Raw genomic sequence first — 17,921 nt, forward strand, 5'->3', positions numbered from 1 at the left:
GGTGAGGAGCCCGCGCAGCGGGCGTCTCGAACCATGCAGGCCAAGCTGCAGCAGCGGGGCCTTTCATCCTTCGAGACGCGCGCGAGGCGCGCTCCTCAGGATGAGGATTGAGCGGAAAAATGCGGCCTATTCAAGCCCCATTACAAACCTCACACCCGCCCCTTCAGCGCATCGCCGATCTCGTCCAGCACCTTGGGGTCCTCGATCGTCGCCGGCATGGTCCAGGCTTCACCATCTGCGATCTTCTTGATGGTGCCGCGCAAGATCTTTCCGGATCGCGTCTTGGGCAGGCGGCCGACGGTGATGGCGAGCTTGAACGCGGCAACGGGACCGAGCTTGTCGCGCACCAGCGCGACGATCTCCTTCTCGATCTCGGCCGGGGCCCGTTTCACACCCGCCTTGAGCACCAGGAAGCCGCAGGGCACCTCGCCCTTGATCGCGTCCTTGACGCCGAGCACCGCGCATTCGGCAACATCGGGATGCGAAGCCAGGATCTCCTCCATGCCGCCGGTGGAGAGCCGATGGCCGGCGACGTTGATGATGTCGTCGGTGCGTCCCATGACGAAGACATAGCCGTCTTCGTCCTTGTAGCCGGCATCCGACGTTTTGTAGTAGCCGGGGAATTCGGTGAGATAGGCTTCCTTGAAACGTTCGTCCTGATTCCAAAGCGTCGGCAGGCAGCCCGGCGGCATCGGCAGCTTGATGACGATCGAGCCCATGGTGTTCGGGCCGACCGGCTTTGCCGCTTCGTCGACCACGTCGACCTGATAACCCGGCATCGGCACCGTCGGCGAGCCGTGCTTCACCGGCAGCTGGCCTAAGCCGACCGGATTGCCGGCGATGCACCAGCCGGTTTCGGTCTGCCACCAATGGTCGATCACAGGCACTTTCAACTGCTGCTCCGCCCATTCCACCGTTGGCGGATCGGCGCGCTCGCCAGCCAGGAACAGCGTACGGAAGGTCGAGAGGTCGTATTGCCGGATGAATTTTCCTTCCGGATCTTCTTTCCGGATCGCGCGGAATGCGGTCGGCGCAGTGAAGAAGGCGACAGCTTTGTGCTCGCTGATCACGCGCCAGAATGCGCCGGCATCGGGCGTGCCGACCGGCTTGCCCTCATACATGATCGAGGTCGCGCCGTGCAGCAGCGGTCCGTAGACGATGTAGCTGTGGCCGACCACCCAGCCGATGTCGGAGCCGCACCACCAGACCTCGCCCGGCTTGACGCCATAAAGGTTGAACATGGACCATTTCACCGCGACGAGATGGCCGCCATTGTCGCGCACGACGCCCTTGGGAATGCCGGTCGTGCCTGACGTATAGAGGATATAGAGCGGATCGGTGGCGGCGACGGGCACGCAAGGCGCCTTCTTGCCGTCGTTCATCGCCTTGCGGCGCAGGCCCGCCCAATCATAGTCGCGGCCGGGCGTCAGGGCGCAGACGAGCTGCGAACGTTGCAGCACGATGCAGGCCTTCGGCTTTGCGCCCGCAAGCCTGATCGCCTCGTCGAGCAGCGGCTTGTACTGCACGATCCGGCCGGGCTCGATGCCGCAGCTCGCCGACAGAATCAACTTTGGCTGCGCATCGTCGATGCGGGTGGCGAGCTCTTTCGCGGCAAAGCCGCCGAACACCACGGAGTGCACCGCGCCAATGCGCGCGCAGGCGAGCATCGCGACGACGGCCTCCGGGACCATCGGCATATAGAGGATGACGCGATCGCCCTTGGCGACACCAAAATCCTGCATGATGGCGGCGAGCGCCTGCACTTCGGCCAGCAGTTCCGCGTAGGTGAATTTGGTGACGTTATTTGCCAGCGGCGAATCATGGATCAGCGCGATCTGGTCGGCGCGGCCGCGTTCGACATGGCGGTCGAGCGCGTTGTAGCAGGTATTGACGACACCACCGCCGAACCAGCGACCGTAGACGCCCTGCGAGGGATCGAAGATCTTTTTCGGCGACTCGATCCAGTCGATTTCCTTGGCCGCCTCGGCCCAAAAGCCCTCAGGTTCGGCCAGCGAGCGCGCATAAACCTCGTGATAGAGGCTCTTTCCGTCGACGTTTCCTCGGACGTTCATTCCCGCGCTCCCGTTCCCTTTATTCGCCTGGCCTTGACCTTGTGGAAGGACAAACGTCCCGCCATGACAGGGATCAAGTACCGGCCATGTTTGAGGGGTATTTTCCCGGGAACGGGCCGCGGTTCAAGCTGAAAAGAATAGTGCTCAGCTATCCATCGCATTGAGCCGCTGCAGCCGGTCCTGCATGACCTTCCTGAGATCATAGCCCGGGCGGCCGAAGCTCGTATTGCGGGTGGCGAGGAAGTCGCGTTGGGTGCGACGGAGCTCGCCGGCCGAGCGGGACCCGGCCGATTTCAGCACGCGCTCGTAGGTCTCGGCGATCTGGCGGTCGAGCACACCCAGTTGCGGATCGGCACAGATCACCTTCTCGACCTCGCGCTTCGCAGTGGCACAATCGAACGACGGGCCATTGCCGGAATTCGCAGCGAGCGGCCGCAGCGGCTCGCCGCCGAATTTCGCGATCTCCGCGATCATGGCGCTGCGTCCGGCGGCGGCGTTGTCATTGCCGGGATCGAGCCGCAGCGCGGTCTCGTAGTCGGCCAGCGCCTTCTTGCGTTCGCCCATCTTCTTGTAGAGCACGGCGCGGTTATTGTAAGTCTGCGCGAAATTCGGATCGAGTTTCAGCGCGGCCTCGTAATCGCTCAGCGCCGCGCCAAGCTCGCCCTTGAGGTGGTAGGAATCGCCGCGGTTTGTGAAGAAATTCGGCCGCGGTGCCAGCCGCAGCGCCTGATCGTAATCGGCAATCGCCTTGTCGTACTCGCCCATCGCGGCCAGCGACAGCCCGCGATTGTCGTAATATTCGGGCACCTTCGGATCGAGCCTGATCGCCTCGCCGTCGTCGGCAACCGCCTTGTCGAGCTGACCGAGCTTCTTGTAGGCGGCGCCACGATTGGTGTAGCTGCGCGGCCGGTTCGGATCGAGCCGCAACGCCTCGCTGAGATCGCGGACCGCCTTCTCGTTGTCGCCGCCGAGATAATAGGTCACGCCGCGGTCTGACCAGGCCTGTGCATTGTCCGGCTTTAGCTTGATCGCCTGATCGTAATCGGCAAGCGCGCGGTCGAGCCGGCGCTGGTTGGTGTAGACGACGCCGCGCAGCTCGTAAGATTCCGAATCCTGCGGATCGAGCTCGATGGCCTTGCTGAGGTCCGCCGCGGCGCGGTTGAGATCGCCGCCGGCCTCGCGGAGGAGATCGCCGCGCAGGCGCCAGGCTTTTGCGTTCTTGCCATCGAGCGCAATGGCGCGATCGATATCTCGCAGCGCCTGCGTGAGGCCGCCCGAGGTCCGCGCATTGGCGTCGGCGCGCACCAGCAACGCCGCGGCGCGATCGGAGGATGGAATTGAGGTCTGGTCAATGGTGGCGCTGCAGGCCGGGATCAGCTCAGCCGGAGCGGCCTTGCTCCCCATCACGCAATCGACGCCAGCCGAGGCAGGGGCGACGAGGACGACGCTCATTGCCGCGCTGAGCAGGAGCGAGAGAAACGAGATTTTTGCAAACGAGAGCATTTGCGCGGAAGGATGCGTGCCGCACATGGCATAGGGCTCCGGGACATCAGGCTTTCACCATTGTCGCGGCGGGGACGCGATGGGTTCAAAATTGAGCCAGTCAGGGGCGCACCAGCGCCCTTTTCACGAGAAGTCGTCATGCCCGGGCTTGAGGTTGCGGAGGCCCTAAAGCTTCAATACCCGTCCACCCCGTTGAGCCGCTGCAGCCGCTTCTGCATTGCCTTCTTCAAATCGTACCCCGGCCGGCCGAACCCGGCGTTGCGGCGGGCGATGAAATCGTCCTGCTCGCGCTGAAGCGCCTTCGCTTCGCCTGCATTGCGGGCTTCGCGCAACACGCGCGCGTTGGCGGCAAAGACCTCACGGTCGAGATCGGCGAGCTCGCGGTTGGCGCAGATCGCCTTCTCGACGGGACGGCGCGCACCCTTGCAAATGAAGCTGGGCTTGCCCGCGACCGCCATCTGCGCGCCGATCCGCTCGATCTCGCGTGCCATCGCCTTGTGGTTGACCTTGGCCTTCTCGTGGTTCGGATCGATCTTCAATGCCGCGCCGAAATCCTGCACCGCCTTGGGCTTGTCACCCTTCCTCAGCCAGAGCTCGCCCCGCGCGTTGAAGATATCGGCGAGACCGGAATCGAGCTCCAGGGCGCGGCTGTCGTCAGCGATTGCGCGGTCGACCTGATCATGCCGGGCAAACAGCGCGCCGCGCGCGATCAGCGCCTTGATCAGGTCGGCCTTCGCCGTCTTCTCATTGTCGATCACGGCGGCGCAGGCCGTGACGGCCTTGTCAATATCGTCGGCTGCGGCGGCCGCGAGGCACGGCGCGATGTCGACCTGCGGGACCGCGGCCGGTTCGCCGCCGGTCGCGGCATGAGCCACGACGAACGAGAGCGCGAAGAGCACCGCGGCGCCGGACCATTGAATGAGAAAACGCATGCTCGTCACAGTCGGAAAGTCTTGAGTTAAGGTCCGGGTTGAGGTCTTGCCTTGGGGCTGCACTATCCATCATACGGCCGGATTGGTGCTAGCTTGTGGCGCCGCTCAAATCGGTTTCGGGGATCAACGTGTCGACATTCGAATGGATCATCGTGCTTCTGCTCGGCGCCGTTGGATTATCGGCGCTGGCGCGGCGGATCAAGGTCCCCTACCCGACCTTTCTCGCGATCGGGGGTGCACTGATCGCCTTTGTGCCGTCGAGCCCGTCCTGGACGCTGGAGCCCGACCTGGCACTGGCTCTTTTTGTCGCACCGGTCCTGCTCGATGCCGCCTTCGACACCTCGCTGCGCGATCTCCGCAACAATTGGGTTCCAGTCGCCACCCTGGTCGTCGCCGCCGTCGGCCTGACCACGGCCGGCGTGGCCTACGTCGCGCACCGGCTGATGCCTGATATGCCCTGGGCCGCCGCGGTTGCGCTCGGCGCCATCGTGGCCCCGCCGGATGCGGCCGCCGCGGTTGCGATCCTGAGCCAGGTCAAGCTGCCTCATCGCATGGTGAAGGTCCTGGAAGGCGAGAGCCTGCTCAACGACGCGACCGCGCTCCTGATCTATCGCATCGCCGTCGGCACGGTTGCCACCGAGCATCTGGCATGGAGCCAGGTCGCGCCGACCATGGCGCTGGCGCTGGTCGGCAGCGTCGTCGCGGGCCTGGTCGCAGGCCGCATCATCCCGCTGTTCATGGAACGCGTGAAGGAAGCGCCGAGCGCGATCATCGTGCAGTTCGCCACCACCTTCATGGTCTGGATTGCCGCCGAGCATCTCGGTCTCTCCGGCATCCTCACCATCGTGGTCTACGGCATCACCATCGCGCGCACGGCGGGGGCACGCATGCCGGCGCGGCTGCGGGTGCCTTCCTATGCGGTGTGGGAGACTATGGTGTTCGTGCTCAACGTGCTCGCCTTCATGCTGATCGGCATGCAGATGCGGCCGATCTGGACGCGGCTCGATGCAGACGTGCGCTGGGAATATTGCGTGGCCGCGGCCTGGATCCTGCTCACCGTGGTCCTGGTGCGCCTGGCCTGGATCACATTCTACCGCACGACGCTGCGCGCGCTGATCGCGCACGGGATCTATCACCCCAAGGATCCGAAGCAGGTCGCCTCGCCCAAGGGCGGCCTCATCATCTCCTGGTGCGGTATGCGCGGCCTCGTCACGCTCGCCACCGCCTTTGCCTTGCCGGAAAACTTTCCGCATCGTGACTTCATCGTCTTCTCGGCGTTTGCCGTCGTGCTCGGCACGCTGGTCGTTCAGGGCCTGACGCTGCGGCCGCTGATCCTGGCGTTCGGCCTCAAAGATGACGATCCCGTCGGCATCGAGGTCGCGCGCGCCCGGGCCGTCGCCTATCGCGCGGCGCTCGACGCGATCGAGGACGATCCATCCGAGGAGGCTGAAATCCTGCGACTCGAATATCGCGCCATCCTGATGCAGGCGGACGACGATCCCCATGGCGGCATCACCAACGGCGAACTGCCCGCCGATCCGCTGCGCCGCCGAGGTATCGCGGCCGCGCGCAAATCGATCTTCGACCTTCGCGCCAGGGAAGTGATCGGCGACGATGCGTTCCATCGGATCGAGGAAGAGCTCGATCGCGCAGAATTGAGCGCAGGGGGTTAAATCCCAATCCCCCAACAAGAGCCCCGCACAGGTGGCTAGGGGCTTGAACCAAACGCCGCCTCTCCAGACTCATCCCTCATGACGACCCTGATCGACGACCGTCGTGTGCGCGCGCGAGATGCGTCGCCCGCACGATATTTCTATCTCCACATGTCCCTGGCCTGCGCTGTCACCGCTTTTCTCGGCTTCGCACCGACCTATTTTGTGCCGCTGGCGCAACGGACGTTGTCCGCAAGCCCCGTCATTCATTTCCACGGTCTCTTGTTCTTCACCTGGTCTCTCTATTTCGTGATCCAGACCTGGCTCGCCGCCTCAGGCCGCGTGGTCAATCACCGTGCGCTCGGCATCGCCGGCGTTTCGCTCGCGACCGCGATGACGATCTTCGGCTTCCTCGCCTCCGTACATGTGATGCAGCATTCCGCCGCGCTCGGACAGAAAGAGGCCGGCATCGCCTTCTCGATCGTGCCGATGAGCGGGATCGCGTTCTTCGCAGTGGTGTTCGTGCTCGCGATCATGAACACGCGAAAGCCCGAGTTTCACAAACGCCTGATGCTGCTCGCCGCGGTCTCCATCCTCGATGCCGCGATCGCGCGCTGGTTTCTCACCTTTCTCGCGCCTCCGGGACCGCCCGGGCCGCCGCCGGTGCCGGTTACCATCGCGCCCGCGATGGTCGCCTCGCTGCTGCTCGTCGTCGCCATGGTACGCGACTGGCGCACCGAGGGCCGCGTGCATCCGGTCTACATCACCGGGACGCTGGCCATGCTGGCGGTGAAGGTGCTGAACTGGCCGACCAGCGAGACTGCGGCGTGGCATTCGTTTGCCGGCGGGATCCTGGCGCTGGCGCAATAAGGTTCAGCCGTCGTCCTGGCGAAGGCCAGGGCGGCGAGCAAGGAGCTACGCCCCCGCCTTGCACGTGATCCCGCCGTCCACCACGAGCTCGATCCCCGTCACATATTTCGCTTCGTCCGAGGCCAGGAACAGCGCGGCGTTGGCGACGTCGAAGGCGTCGCCCATGTGGCCCATCGGCACTTGCGCATCGCGCGCGCGCCACATCGCCTCGACGTCGCCCTTGGCATAGCTGTTCGCAAGACCTGCGGAATGTTCCACCATCGGCGTCTTCATCAGGCCGGGCAGGATCGCGTTGACGCGGACATGGTGGCGCGCAAACTCGATCGCGGTGGTGCGCGTCATCTGGTTCATCGCCGCCTTCGAGGTGCCGTAAGTGACGTAGGAGATACCCATGTGGCGGATCGAGGCGATCGAGGAGATGTTGATGATGGAGCCGCCACCCTGTTTCACCATCACGGGGATGACGTGCTTCATGGCGAAATAGGCGCTCTTGAGGTTGACGCTGAAGACGCGGTCCCAGCTCTCCTCGGTTACTTCGACCACGCTGCCCATCTCGGCGATGCCGACATTGTTGTCGAGGACGTCGATGCGGCCGTAGGCCTTCAGGCACGCCGCGACCATCGCCTCGACCTCGCGCGCACGCGAGACGTCGGCCGTGAACGCGCTCGCCTTGCCGCCTTCGTCCGTGATGATCTTCACGGTCTCCTCGGCAGCTGCGCCGTTGCGATCGACGCAAAACACCTGCGCGCCCTCGCGCGCAAAGGTGACCGCGGTGGCCTTGCCGTTGCCCCAACCCGGCCCGATCGAGCCGGCGCCCACGACCATCGCAACCTTGCCCTTGAGCCGATCCATCGCGTTTCTCCCCTATTCTTGTTTTTGTAGCCCGGATTACGCTTCGCTCCATCCGGCTACGGATCTTTGCAGACGCTCATCTTTGTGACGTTAGCACCAATGGGATGACCGACAATCTCGGACAACGTCCGGCACTTGCCGTCATGGCATAGCCGCCATTCGCCAGCCGCGCCGGAATTGCCCAGCACGACCTCCGGCATCGGCGCGCGCGCAGGCTTCCATTGAAACCAGCCGTCGACGAGGCGCGCCTCGGGCGGCGGCTCCATGCCGGGGCCGGTGCCCTTCACGCGTGCCTGCGTCAGTTCGAGCCCGGCGGGGGTGACGCGCCAGTCTTCCTGCCAGTCGACCTTCGCGATCGAATGCGTCCACACCAGCGTGAACGCGGACAGCGCCAGCGCCTTCACGCCTGAGGCTGTGACGAAGCAGAGGCTCACACCGCCTCGACCGGCGCCGGCGGACGCCGACGCCACTGCCACAGCACGATGGCCGCTGCGAGCAGGAAGCCCGCGGTGTCGCTGAACGGGAAGTCCCCGAGCAGGCAGAGCGCAGCACCGAGCGCGACCAGACGTTCGAGGAACGTCAGGCGCGTGAACAAAAAGCCGATCGCGACCATGCCGAACAGCGCGATCGCCACCATCGCCTTGAGAGTCGCCAATGCCACCGCGCCGTAGAAGCCGAGCTTGGCCGCCATGGGATCGCCGCCCTGCAGCATCAGCGCCGGCGAATAGACGAATATGAAGGGGATGACGTAGCCGGCGAGCGCGATGCGCATCGCCTCCCAACCGATCTTGTCCGGATTCTCCTTCGCGATCGGTGCTGCGGCTAACGCCGCCAGCGCCACCGGCGGCGAGAGGTCTGCCATGATGCCGTAATAGAACGCGAACATGTGGCTCGCGATCAGGGGCACGCCAAGCTTGGCCAGCGCGGGCGCCGCGAGCGCTGCCGTGATGATGTAGGTCGGAATGGTCGGGATGCCGGTGCCGAGCAGGATCGACAGCAGCATGGTCATGATCAGAGCCAGGAACAGGCTCTTCTCGCCGAGGCCGATCACCCAGCCGCCGAAGATGGTGCCGACGCCGGTCTGCGACATCATGCCGATGATGACGCCGACAATGGCGCAAGCCATGCCGACGGTGATGGCGGATTTCGCGCTTTCAGCCAGCGCATCGCGGCAGGCGCGCAGGGCGGAAAATCCACCACGCACGAACGCAGTGACCACGATCAGCGCGACGACGACGCAGGCGACCGGCACGATCTGAAGGCCGTCGCGCGACAGCGCGGCGACGACGAGCGCGAGCCCGATCCAGAAGATATAGCGGATCGCCATCGAAGGCGCGCCCGTCGTGATGGCGGTGCCAAGGATCAGCGCCACCGTCAGCGCAAGGCCCATGCTGCCGGCATAGAGCGGCGTAAAGCCTTCGAACAGCATGTAGACCAGCGCCGCGAGCGGCAACACGAGGTACCAGCGCGTCACCAGCGCCTTCCAGGCGCTTGGAATCTCCGAGCGCTTCATGCCCGTGAGGCCGTGCTTGCCGGCTTCCAGATGCACCATCCAGAAGGCGGAGGCGAAATAGAGCATCGCGGGAATCGCCGCGGCTTTCACGATCTCCGAATATTGGACGCCGAGCGTCTCCGCCATGATGAAGGCAACCGCGCCCATCACCGGCGGCATGATCTGCCCGCCCATCGAGGCCGTCGCCTCGACGCCGGCCGCGAACGCGCGGCGATAGCCGAACCTGATCATCAGCGGAATCGTGAACTGGCCGACGGTGACGACGTTGGCGACGCCGGAGCCGGAGATCGTGCCCATCATGCCCGAGGCGAACACCGCGACCTTGGCCGGGCCGCCGCGGGTCCTGCCGAACAACCCAAGCGAAACGTCGGTGAAGAGCTGGATCATGCCGGCACGCTCCAGGAACGAGCCGAACAGGATGAACAGGAAGATGTAGGTCGCCGAGACGTAGATCGGCACGCCGTAGAAGCCCTCGGTGCCGAACGACAGATGCGTGACGATCTGGTCGAAATCATAGCCGCGATGGTTGAGCGGCGACGGCAGATACTGGCCGAAGAACCAGTAGACGAGGCAGGCGCCGCACATCAGCGGGAGCGCCGCGCCCATCAGCCGCCGTGTGCCCTCGAAGATCAGGACGGCGAGCAGTGTGCCGACCACGAGATCGAGGCGCGTCGGATCGCCGTCACGTGCGATCAGATCCGCATAGAAGATCCATTGATAGAGCCCGCACAGAAAGCCGGCGCCGCCGATCAGCCAGCCGATCGCACGGCCGAAATCGCTTTTGGCGGTGAAGTTGCCGATCAGGCCAAAGGTGAGGAGGATTAGGAAGCCGACATGGACGCCGCGCACCACCTGGCTCGGCAGATAGTTGAAGGCCGCGACATAAAGCTGGAAGGTCGCGAAGGCGATGCCGATCCAGTAGGCGAGCGTGCCCCACCAGCCCGGGCCGAAGCCTTCCGGAAAACCGTGCTCGAAATTGTCGAACTCGACCTTGATGGGCGCTTCGCGGCCCTCTGCCTGCAACATCGATATGACCCCAACCGTCCAGCGCTTATAACATTGCACGACGCCTCCAGACCGTCATGCCCGGGCATCCACGGACTTTCTCGCCTGCTCCTAGAACGTGGATGGCCGGGACAAGCCCGGCCATGACGCCCGATAGCGAAAGCTGATTACTTGATCAGCCCTTTTTCCTTGTAATAGCGGATCGCGCCGGGGTGCAGCGGAACCGGGCTGCCGCTGGCGGCCGTCTCGAGCTTGATCTCCTTGCCGGCCGCATGCGCGTTGGCGAGCTCGGGCAGCGACTCGTAGACCAGTTTTGTCATCTGGTAGGCGAGATCGTCCGACACCGCCGAGCTGGTGACGAGGTAGTTGACCACGGCGGCGGTCGGCACGTCCTTGTCCTGCCCGGTGTAGGTGTTGGCGGGAATGGTCGCCGCGATGAAGGGCAGGCCGATCTTGTCGACGGTCTCCTTCGGCACCGACACCACCGTGATCGGGCTCGAGGTCGACAGATCCTTCAGCGAGGCCACGCCGAGGCCGGCCGATTGCAGCGTCGCGCCGAGCTGGCGATTCTTCATGAGATCGACGGATTCGGCAAACGGCAGATACTCCACCTTGCCGAGATCCTTGTAGCTCATGCCGGCCGCTGCCAGGATCGCGCGCGAATTGAGCTCCGTGCCCGATTTCGGCGCGCCGACCGACAGGCTCTTGCCCTTGAGGTCCGCCAGCGTCTTGATGCCGCTCTCGGCGGTCGCGACGATCTGGATGTAGTTCGGATAGATCGCGCCGATGGTCCTGAGCTTGTCGAGCTTGGACTTGAAGCCCGCCTCCTCGTCACCGTCCCAGGCCGCTTTCAGCGAGTCGCCCAGCGTGAACGCGATCTCGCCGCGGCCCTGCTGGAGCAGGATCAGATTCTCGACTGACGCCTTGGTGGCCTGCACCTGCGTCTTCACGTTCGGAATCTTGTCGCCGTAGATCTTCCCGATCGCGACCCCGAGCGGATAGTAGACGCCGGAGGTGCCGCCGGTCAGCACGTTGATGAAGGATTGCGCCTGCGCGCAAGGCGCGGAGGCCGCCAGCGCAAGAGCCGCGGCCACGCCGAAAATCGTCCGTTTCATGATCTTTCCACTCCCCAAACCGGCCGGGAAGTTGGCCGGATGAGGGGTGCGGGTCAACCCATCCAAAAGTCAAAACAGGACTGCGGTAAATGGCTGTCCTGCCTCGATTTTTGGGGAACTCAGCGGGTGCGGCGAGGTGGCGCAGCCGGGTCGGGGCAGCCCCTCACTGGAAGGTCATGTCCAGGCATTTGGAGATGTCGGAGCCGAGGCCCGAGGAGATGATGATGCAGCCGCGCACCTTCTGCGCGCTGACGTCGGCAGCCCAGACCGAGTAGCCGCCGGGGCCGAAGAACGAATTGGTGTTCGGAGGCTCGGTCTCGGTGGCGTCGAAATCGTAATGGCCATCGGTCTCGAAGATGCGCGGCTTCTTGGTGCAGGCGCCGTCGGTCTGGACGTTGATGACTTCCTTGTTGTCGCGGGTCAGCGCCAGCGAGACCTGGCAACGGAAATATTCCGAGGTCTTGGTGTTGAAGAGATAAGTGTAGGACTTGCAGGTCGCGGTGTTCAGCTTGCCCGGGGCCAGGCCGCGGCTGCACGAAATCCGCTGGTTGTGGCTGAGCTGGTAATCATCGGCCCGGGCGGCAGGCGTGAGCGCCGTCAGCAACAGGCCGGCGGCCCAGCAAGCTTTAATGACGAGGTTCATTCGAATCATCCCCTACCCAATGTTTTTGTCGAATTGCGTTCTAGACGGAAAGCGGAACATAGTCGCGCGGGGACGAAGGGAAAATCACAAACTGCTGGGCAAGACGTGATGCGCTGCGGCGCTTTCGCAAATTGACCCCGATGCATCGTTCGTGATTTGTTCAAGCCGGGCGCCTCGATGGGGAGGATAGGGTGATGGCAATTTCAACAAAGATCTTTTTGGTGACGACCGTGCTCGGCGCGTTTGCTGCGCCCGCATTGGCGCAGACCGCTGCGACACCTTGGGAGCTCAAGCCCGACACCGGCTACGCCTATGACAAGGACGGCAAGACCTTTTCCTACAAGATGGGCACCAGCAATGCCGGTGAACTTCTGAAGGGCGCCAAGAAGGTACCGAAAGGCACGCTGTTCTTCATCGGCCACAACGGCCAGCTCTACATGCGCAGCGGCCCGTATCTGGAAGGCGACGGCAAGTTCAAGTTCGGGTCGGATCAGTAGGGACGGGACGGCGGGCGACAGCGCCGCCACACTCGGTGTCATCGTCCGCGAAGGCGGACGATCCAGTATTCCAGAGGCGGTTGTGCTTAAACCGAAACGCCGCAGCGTACTGGATGCCCCGCCTGCGCGTGGCATGACAGCTACCGCCGCCTAAAACGCCCCCGCGAGCTCCCGCGCGCCGGCATTGTTGCTGTTGCTGTCCATCCTCGTATCCGTCACCGCCAGCAGCTTCGCCACCGTGTTGTGGCGGATCGCGACCGGATTGCGCTCGTAGCCGCCGCGCTGGAAGAAGTTCGAGGTCGGCACCTGCTCGCGCATCGCCTGCGGCATCGTCACCATGTCGAGGCCGGTGCCGTCGCCGGTGAGGTTCATCATCTCGAGCTCGGCCGCGCTGAGCGGGCGGCTATAGCCCTTGGCGCGCGCGAACAGCACCGACGTCAGCAGCTTGTGGGTCTGCAGCATCGGCCCGATATCGATGTCGAGCACCATGGCATGCATGGCCCAGCCCTGCGCGGTGTTGCCGATCTTCTCGTGCTCCGACCAAGTGTCGGGCACCGATTTGGCGTGCGCCACCATTTTCTTGAGAACGGTGAGCTTGTGCTCGAGCGACTGGCGCGCCGGGCCCGAGGTCCGCGCGACCTTATCGGAGAGCGCGCGGATGAACTCATGGCCTTGCTCGGCCAGCAGCTCGACGCTGTTGGTCGTCAGCAGCTGGTTGTAGCCCATCGCGGTCGAAATGGCGCGCTTGCCGCCATGCTCGATTCCCGCCTGCACGTCATAACTGCCGGTGCCGCCGGTCTCGAACGCATAGACCCGCACCGCCTGCTCGCGCGTCAGCCCCGAGGCCAGCGCGTAGCGTGCATAGACGCGCTTGAATTCGACTTCGTTGGACGGCCGCTGCGGCGTGAACTGGTAGAGTTCCTGCGCCGCGCGCAGCAGATCGGCGACCACGGGGATCGGCTTTTTCGTCGGGCGGTCCGGGGTTTCCTCCGGCTCCGGATTCACTGGCCGTTTCGGCCCGTTATAAAGCGGCGGATGCTCCAGCACGTAATCGTCGAGCGTGATCTGCTGCCCGCTGCGCCGCTTGGCGTTGCGACCTTTCCGCTTCTCGGAGATCTGGCTCCAATAGGCGCCGGCTTCCTCGTCGAAGGCCGCACGCGCCGCCTGATACTCCTGCAGCTTGCGGCGATATTCCAGCACGGCGGGCGACGCACCGCCTTGCGCGAAAAATTGCGACAACAGCTGGGCTTTGGCATTGCGGACGGCCGGCGGCAGCGCGTCGGATTCGCCACCGCGCGCGGCAGGCGCGAGCAGGACGAGCGCGAGTGGAACCAGTCTCACGGCATTTCGAATCGATTGATGCATGCTGCCCTCTTAGCAGGCATCCGGTAACCGTCACGTTAACACGTCGTTTACCTCGTTTTCGCCCCTCGCGTCACTTCCAGGCGAATACCGGCTGTTCCAGCTCGGTGACGCGGGTGTGCCGCCCCGCCAGCACCTCGCGGAACTGGTAGATCAGGGCCGCCGTCGGTGCGTGGATCAGGCTCGACTGATGATGAAAGCGGATCACACGGCGCGTGCTCTCGGGGATCGCGACGAAATCGAAAGCGTCGGAGCGCTCGACCGTCGCAAGCGCGATGCGATGGACGGAGGCGACCTCGTCCGGGTTTGGTTTGATCGCGGCACTATCGGCGGCCCAGACCACGACTGGCGTGATCAGATAGCCCGAGCGGGTCGGATAATCATCGAGCGTGCCGAGCACCTCCGCGCTGGTGAGGTGGAGGCCTAGCTCCTCGTCGAGTTCGCGCAGCGCCGCGTCGACCGGCGTCTCGCCGGCATCGCAGCGTCCACCGGGCAAGGCCCATTGACCGCGATGGGCGCGCAGATGCGATGCGCGCAGCGTGAGCAGCAACGCCGTCTCATCGCTCTCGCTGGCCGCAGTCAGCGCAACTGCCACCGCGGCGCGCTTCAACGCCGCCGGCGCTTCGTCCTCTGGCAGCCGCGTGAAGGCCGCGCAGGCGGCCGCGATATTCCGCCGTGTGGCATCGTCGAACGGTCTCATGATGCTTGACTACACCACGTCCGGCCCCGATGAAATGAAATCGCACGACCCGCTCAGGAATGGACGACATGACCAATAAGACAGCCGCACGGCTGAAGGCAGAAGGCTGGACCATTCTGGAGACCACGGGCTTCATGCATCTGATCGGCCCGCTGTGGGAGCGCAAGATCGACGGCCAATACGAATTCGCACTCGCGACCGAGGACAAGCACCACAATCGCCGCGGCATGGTCCAGGGCGGCGTGATGATGACGTTCGCGGACCGTACCTGCGGCATGACCGCCCGCTACGTCTCCGGCAAGGAGTTCATGGCGACGGTGCAGCTCGACACCCATTTCGTCGAAGCTGGCCAGATCGGCGACATCCTGATCTCCCGCCCGCGCGTGGTGCGCGCGACGCGCAGCCTGATCTTCATGAGCACCGAGGTGACGGTGGACGATCGTTGCGTGGTGATGGCAAATGGTGTGTTCAAGATTTTGAAGGGGCCGGGGTAGGAGCGATACCCACCGCTGTCATTCCCCGCGCAGGCGGGGAATCCAGTACGCCGCGGCTTCTCGATTAAACTACAGCCCTCTCGGAATACCGGATCGCCCGGTCAAGCCAGGCGATGACAGCTGAGAGCGTAGCAAGCAGCTCCCCAACCGCGTCATTGCGAGCGCAGCGAAGCAATCCAGACAGCCGTCGCAGACGCATCTCTGGATTGCTTCGCTGCGCTCGCAATGACGGAGTGAGACGGCTATGCTGTCGCCCGAAAAAGCAGCAAGGACGCGCCCCATGCAATACCGCCAACTCGGCCGCAGCGACCTCAAAGTGTCGCCGATCTGCTTGGGCACCATGATGTTCGGCGGGCCAACCGATGAAGCGACATCGAAGCGGATTATCACGAAGGCGCACGAGGCCGGGGTCAACTTCATCGACACCGCCGACGCCTATTCGAAGGGCGCATCCGAAGAGGTCGTGGGACGCGCCATCGGCAACAACCGTCACGCCTGGGTGCTCGCGACGAAACTTGCGAACCCCATGGGCGAGGATCCCAACCGTGTCGGCCTGTCCCGCCGCTGGGTGTTGCAAGCGGCGGATGAGAGCCTGAAGCGGCTCGGCACCGACCACATCGACATCTATTATCTGCACAAGGAAGACCGTTCTACGCCCCTGGAGGAGACGGTGCGCGCGATGGGCGACCTGATCCGCGCCGGCAAGGTGCGCTATTTCGGCGTCTCGAACTACCGCGCCTGGCGCGTCGCCGAAATCTGCAACATCTGCGACCGGCTCGGCATCGACCGTCCCGCTGTGAGCCAACCCTATTACAACGCCATGAATCGCATGCCCGAAGTCGAGCACTTCCCGGCCTGCTCCTATTACGGCCTCGGCATCGTGCCCTATAGCCCGCTGGCGCGCGGCGTGCTGACCGGCAAATACAAGCCCGACGCGGCTCCCGACAAGGAGACGCGCGCAGGCCGCAACGATACGCGCATGATGCAGACCGAATGGCGGCCGGAATCGCTCCAGCTGGCGCAGGAGATCAAGGCCCACGCCGAGAAAAAGGGCATCACTGCAGGCCAGTTTGCGGTCGCCTGGGTGCTGAACTCCGCTTTTGTCTCCTCGATCGTTGCCGGTCCGCGCACCGAGGAGCAATGGGAAGGCTACACCGGCGCGCTCGACTATCGCTTCACTGCCGAGGACGAGGCGCTGATCGACAGACTGGTCGTGCCGGGTCATCCCTCGACGCCGGGCTACAACGACCCGGCCTATCCGATCGAAGGACGCCGCGCGCGGACGGCCTGAGCCGGAGACAGGAATGGTCCTCGAAGATCGCTACGGCCTGCCGCTCTCCACCTCTTCGCCAGAGGCGGCATCCGCTTATCGCGAGGGCGTCGACCTCATGCTCGCGGGCTGGACCGGCACGGCGGAAACGCTGGAGCGCGCGATTGCGCTCGATCCGGATTTTGCGCTCCCCCATATCGCCCGCGCCCGCGTGCATGGCTTCTATCAGCAAGGCGATCTGGCTCGGCAGAAGGCGGCGCTCGCGCGCGAGCTCGTGGCGAAACGCGGCACGGAACGCGAGCGCTCGCATGTCGAAACGCTGGCGCTCGCAATCGAGGGCCGGCTGCCCGAGGCGATCGCGGCGACGATGACGCACGTCGAGGCGTGGCCGCGCGACGCATTGGTGCTGTCGCTGCCGCTCGGCGCGTTCGGCCTGTACGCGTTCTCCGGCATGGCCGATCACGACCGCGCGCGGCAGGAGCTGTGCGAGCGCGTCGCGCATCACTATGGCGAGGATTGGTGGTTCCTCACTATGTACGGCTGGGCGATGACCGAGAACGGCAATGTCGGTCGCGGCCGCGGCGTCACCGAGCGCGGCTTCGACCTGCGCCGGCAGAATGCCCATGCCGCGCACGCCGTGCTGCATGCGATGTTCGAGGACGGTTCGATCGAAGCGGCCGACCGGCTCGTCGACGACTGGATCCCCTCTTACCATCGCGCCGGAATCTTGCACGGCCACATCCGCTGGCATCAGGCGCTCGGCGCGCTGGAGCATGGCGATGCCGCGCGGGCGCTCGCGATCTATGCCGACGTGCTGCAGCCAAACGCCACGCAGGCGCCACCGCTCAATCTCGTCACTGACGGTGCGTCACTGCTCTGGCGCCTGTCGGCTTACGGCCACGCCGTGCCGAGAGCGCTCTGGCTCGAAGCCGACGGCGCCGCGCAAAAACTGTTTCCGAAATCGAGCCTGCCCTTCGCCGATATCCACATGGCGCTGTTCGCGGCTGCGACGCAAAATCGCGAGGCGCTCGCCACACGTCTTGCCGCCATCGAGCAAAGGCTCGCCGATGGCAAGCTTCCGGCCGGTCCCGTGGTGCCCGCGGTCTGCCGCGCACTGGCGGCCTTTGCCAACGAGGACTACGCGGCATGCGTGCAAACGCTCACGCCGATTCTCGGTGAGGTCGTGCGTCTCGGCGGCAGCCACGCCCAGCGCGAGTTGATCGAGGACACTTTTGTCGTTGCCCTGATGCGCAGCGGCGACCTGCCCCGCGCCCGCGCGCTGCTCGACGCCCGCCTGCACCGCCGCCCGTCCCTGCGCGATACGCGCTGGCAGGCGGCGATGGGATAGCCCCGCCACGAAAAAAACACCGGCCGAGCGGCAAGTGCCGGCCGGGAATGGGTTGGGCGATCTGGGCGAATCGCCGTTGGGGTGGCGCGGTGG

The 17,921-nt window shown here is 64.7% G+C and carries 16 protein-coding genes; 6 read left to right on the forward strand and 10 right to left on the reverse strand.

Annotated elements, in window-relative coordinates; genetic code table 11:
• Positions 1–149: 149 nt before the first annotated feature.
• The 3 genes from IVB45_RS33890 to IVB45_RS33900 form a co-directional block, all read right to left on the reverse strand.
• Positions 150–2,072 (reverse strand): propionyl-CoA synthetase, encoded by a 1,923-nt coding sequence (locus IVB45_RS33890; RefSeq protein ID WP_247357753.1) that lies wholly within the window; start codon positions 2,070–2,072, stop codon positions 150–152.
• Between the two features lie 144 nt (positions 2,073–2,216).
• Entirely contained in the window at positions 2,217–3,602 is a 1,386-nt protein-coding gene (locus IVB45_RS33895) for a tetratricopeptide repeat protein (protein ID WP_247357752.1), read from the reverse strand.
• A gap of 146 nt (positions 3,603–3,748) precedes the next feature.
• Positions 3,749–4,507 (reverse strand): tetratricopeptide repeat protein, encoded by a 759-nt coding sequence (locus tag IVB45_RS33900; RefSeq protein WP_027565678.1) that lies wholly within the window; start codon positions 4,505–4,507, stop codon positions 3,749–3,751.
• Positions 4,508–4,602: 95 nt separating this feature from the next.
• Here IVB45_RS33900 and IVB45_RS33905 point away from each other — a divergent pair, with 95 nt between their 5' ends.
• Positions 4,603–6,180 (forward strand): sodium:proton antiporter, encoded by a 1,578-nt coding sequence (locus IVB45_RS33905; protein ID WP_247357751.1) that lies wholly within the window; start codon positions 4,603–4,605, stop codon positions 6,178–6,180.
• Between the two features lie 78 nt (positions 6,181–6,258).
• Positions 6,259–7,029: a hypothetical protein gene (locus IVB45_RS33910; RefSeq protein ID WP_247357750.1), complete on the forward strand. Its 771-nt coding sequence runs from the start codon at positions 6,259–6,261 to the stop codon at positions 7,027–7,029.
• 45 nt (positions 7,030–7,074) lie between these two features.
• Here the strand turns inward: IVB45_RS33910 and IVB45_RS33915 are convergent, their stop codons facing one another.
• The 5 genes from IVB45_RS33915 to IVB45_RS33935 all read right to left on the reverse strand — a co-directional run bounded on the left by IVB45_RS33915 (position 7,075) and on the right by IVB45_RS33935 (position 12,157).
• The gene (locus IVB45_RS33915) at positions 7,075–7,881 is read right to left on the reverse strand and encodes a glucose 1-dehydrogenase (protein WP_027514224.1); all 807 of its coding nucleotides are present in this window, start codon (positions 7,879–7,881) and stop codon (positions 7,075–7,077) included.
• A 56-nt stretch (positions 7,882–7,937) separates the two neighbouring features.
• Positions 7,938–8,315: a DUF1850 domain-containing protein gene (locus IVB45_RS33920; protein WP_247357749.1), complete on the reverse strand. Its 378-nt coding sequence runs from the start codon at positions 8,313–8,315 to the stop codon at positions 7,938–7,940.
• Complete coding sequence (locus IVB45_RS33925; RefSeq protein ID WP_247357748.1) at positions 8,312–10,420, reverse strand: TRAP transporter permease; 2,109 nt, start codon at positions 10,418–10,420, stop codon at positions 8,312–8,314. The genes IVB45_RS33920 and IVB45_RS33925 overlap by 4 nt, the downstream gene beginning before the upstream one ends.
• A 146-nt stretch (positions 10,421–10,566) precedes the next feature.
• Positions 10,567–11,514, reverse strand: coding sequence for a TAXI family TRAP transporter solute-binding subunit (locus IVB45_RS33930; RefSeq protein WP_027565684.1), 948 nt, complete (start codon positions 11,512–11,514; stop codon positions 10,567–10,569).
• A 163-nt stretch (positions 11,515–11,677) separates the two neighbouring features.
• Complete coding sequence (locus IVB45_RS33935) at positions 11,678–12,157, reverse strand: hypothetical protein (RefSeq protein WP_247357747.1); 480 nt, start codon at positions 12,155–12,157, stop codon at positions 11,678–11,680.
• 194 nt (positions 12,158–12,351) lie between these two features.
• Between IVB45_RS33935 and IVB45_RS33940 the strand changes: the two genes are divergently transcribed.
• Positions 12,352–12,654, forward strand: coding sequence for a hypothetical protein (locus IVB45_RS33940; RefSeq protein ID WP_247357746.1), 303 nt, complete (start codon positions 12,352–12,354; stop codon positions 12,652–12,654).
• A gap of 150 nt (positions 12,655–12,804) precedes the next feature.
• Here IVB45_RS33940 and IVB45_RS33945 read toward each other — a convergent pair whose 3' ends face one another.
• Both IVB45_RS33945 and IVB45_RS33950 read right to left on the reverse strand, forming a co-directional pair.
• Entirely contained in the window at positions 12,805–14,019 is a 1,215-nt protein-coding gene (locus tag IVB45_RS33945; protein ID WP_027565687.1) for a hypothetical protein, read from the reverse strand.
• A 70-nt stretch (positions 14,020–14,089) separates the two neighbouring features.
• Entirely contained in the window at positions 14,090–14,716 is a 627-nt protein-coding gene (locus IVB45_RS33950; RefSeq protein ID WP_247357745.1) for a CoA pyrophosphatase, read from the reverse strand.
• A 68-nt stretch (positions 14,717–14,784) separates the two neighbouring features.
• Here IVB45_RS33950 and IVB45_RS33955 point away from each other — a divergent pair, with 68 nt between their 5' ends.
• From IVB45_RS33955 to IVB45_RS33965, 3 genes are all read left to right on the forward strand, one after another.
• The gene (locus tag IVB45_RS33955; RefSeq protein WP_027565689.1) at positions 14,785–15,210 is read left to right on the forward strand and encodes a PaaI family thioesterase; all 426 of its coding nucleotides are present in this window, start codon (positions 14,785–14,787) and stop codon (positions 15,208–15,210) included.
• A 280-nt stretch (positions 15,211–15,490) separates the two neighbouring features.
• The gene (locus tag IVB45_RS33960) at positions 15,491–16,501 is read left to right on the forward strand and encodes an aldo/keto reductase (protein ID WP_247357744.1); all 1,011 of its coding nucleotides are present in this window, start codon (positions 15,491–15,493) and stop codon (positions 16,499–16,501) included.
• Positions 16,502–16,514: 13 nt separating this feature from the next.
• Positions 16,515–17,828 (forward strand): tetratricopeptide repeat protein, encoded by a 1,314-nt coding sequence (locus IVB45_RS33965; RefSeq protein WP_247357743.1) that lies wholly within the window; start codon positions 16,515–16,517, stop codon positions 17,826–17,828.
• The last annotated feature ends 93 nt before the right edge of the window (positions 17,829–17,921 follow it).

Source organism: Bradyrhizobium sp. 4, from assembly GCF_023100905.1.
Classification (GTDB): domain Bacteria; phylum Pseudomonadota; class Alphaproteobacteria; order Rhizobiales; family Xanthobacteraceae; genus Bradyrhizobium.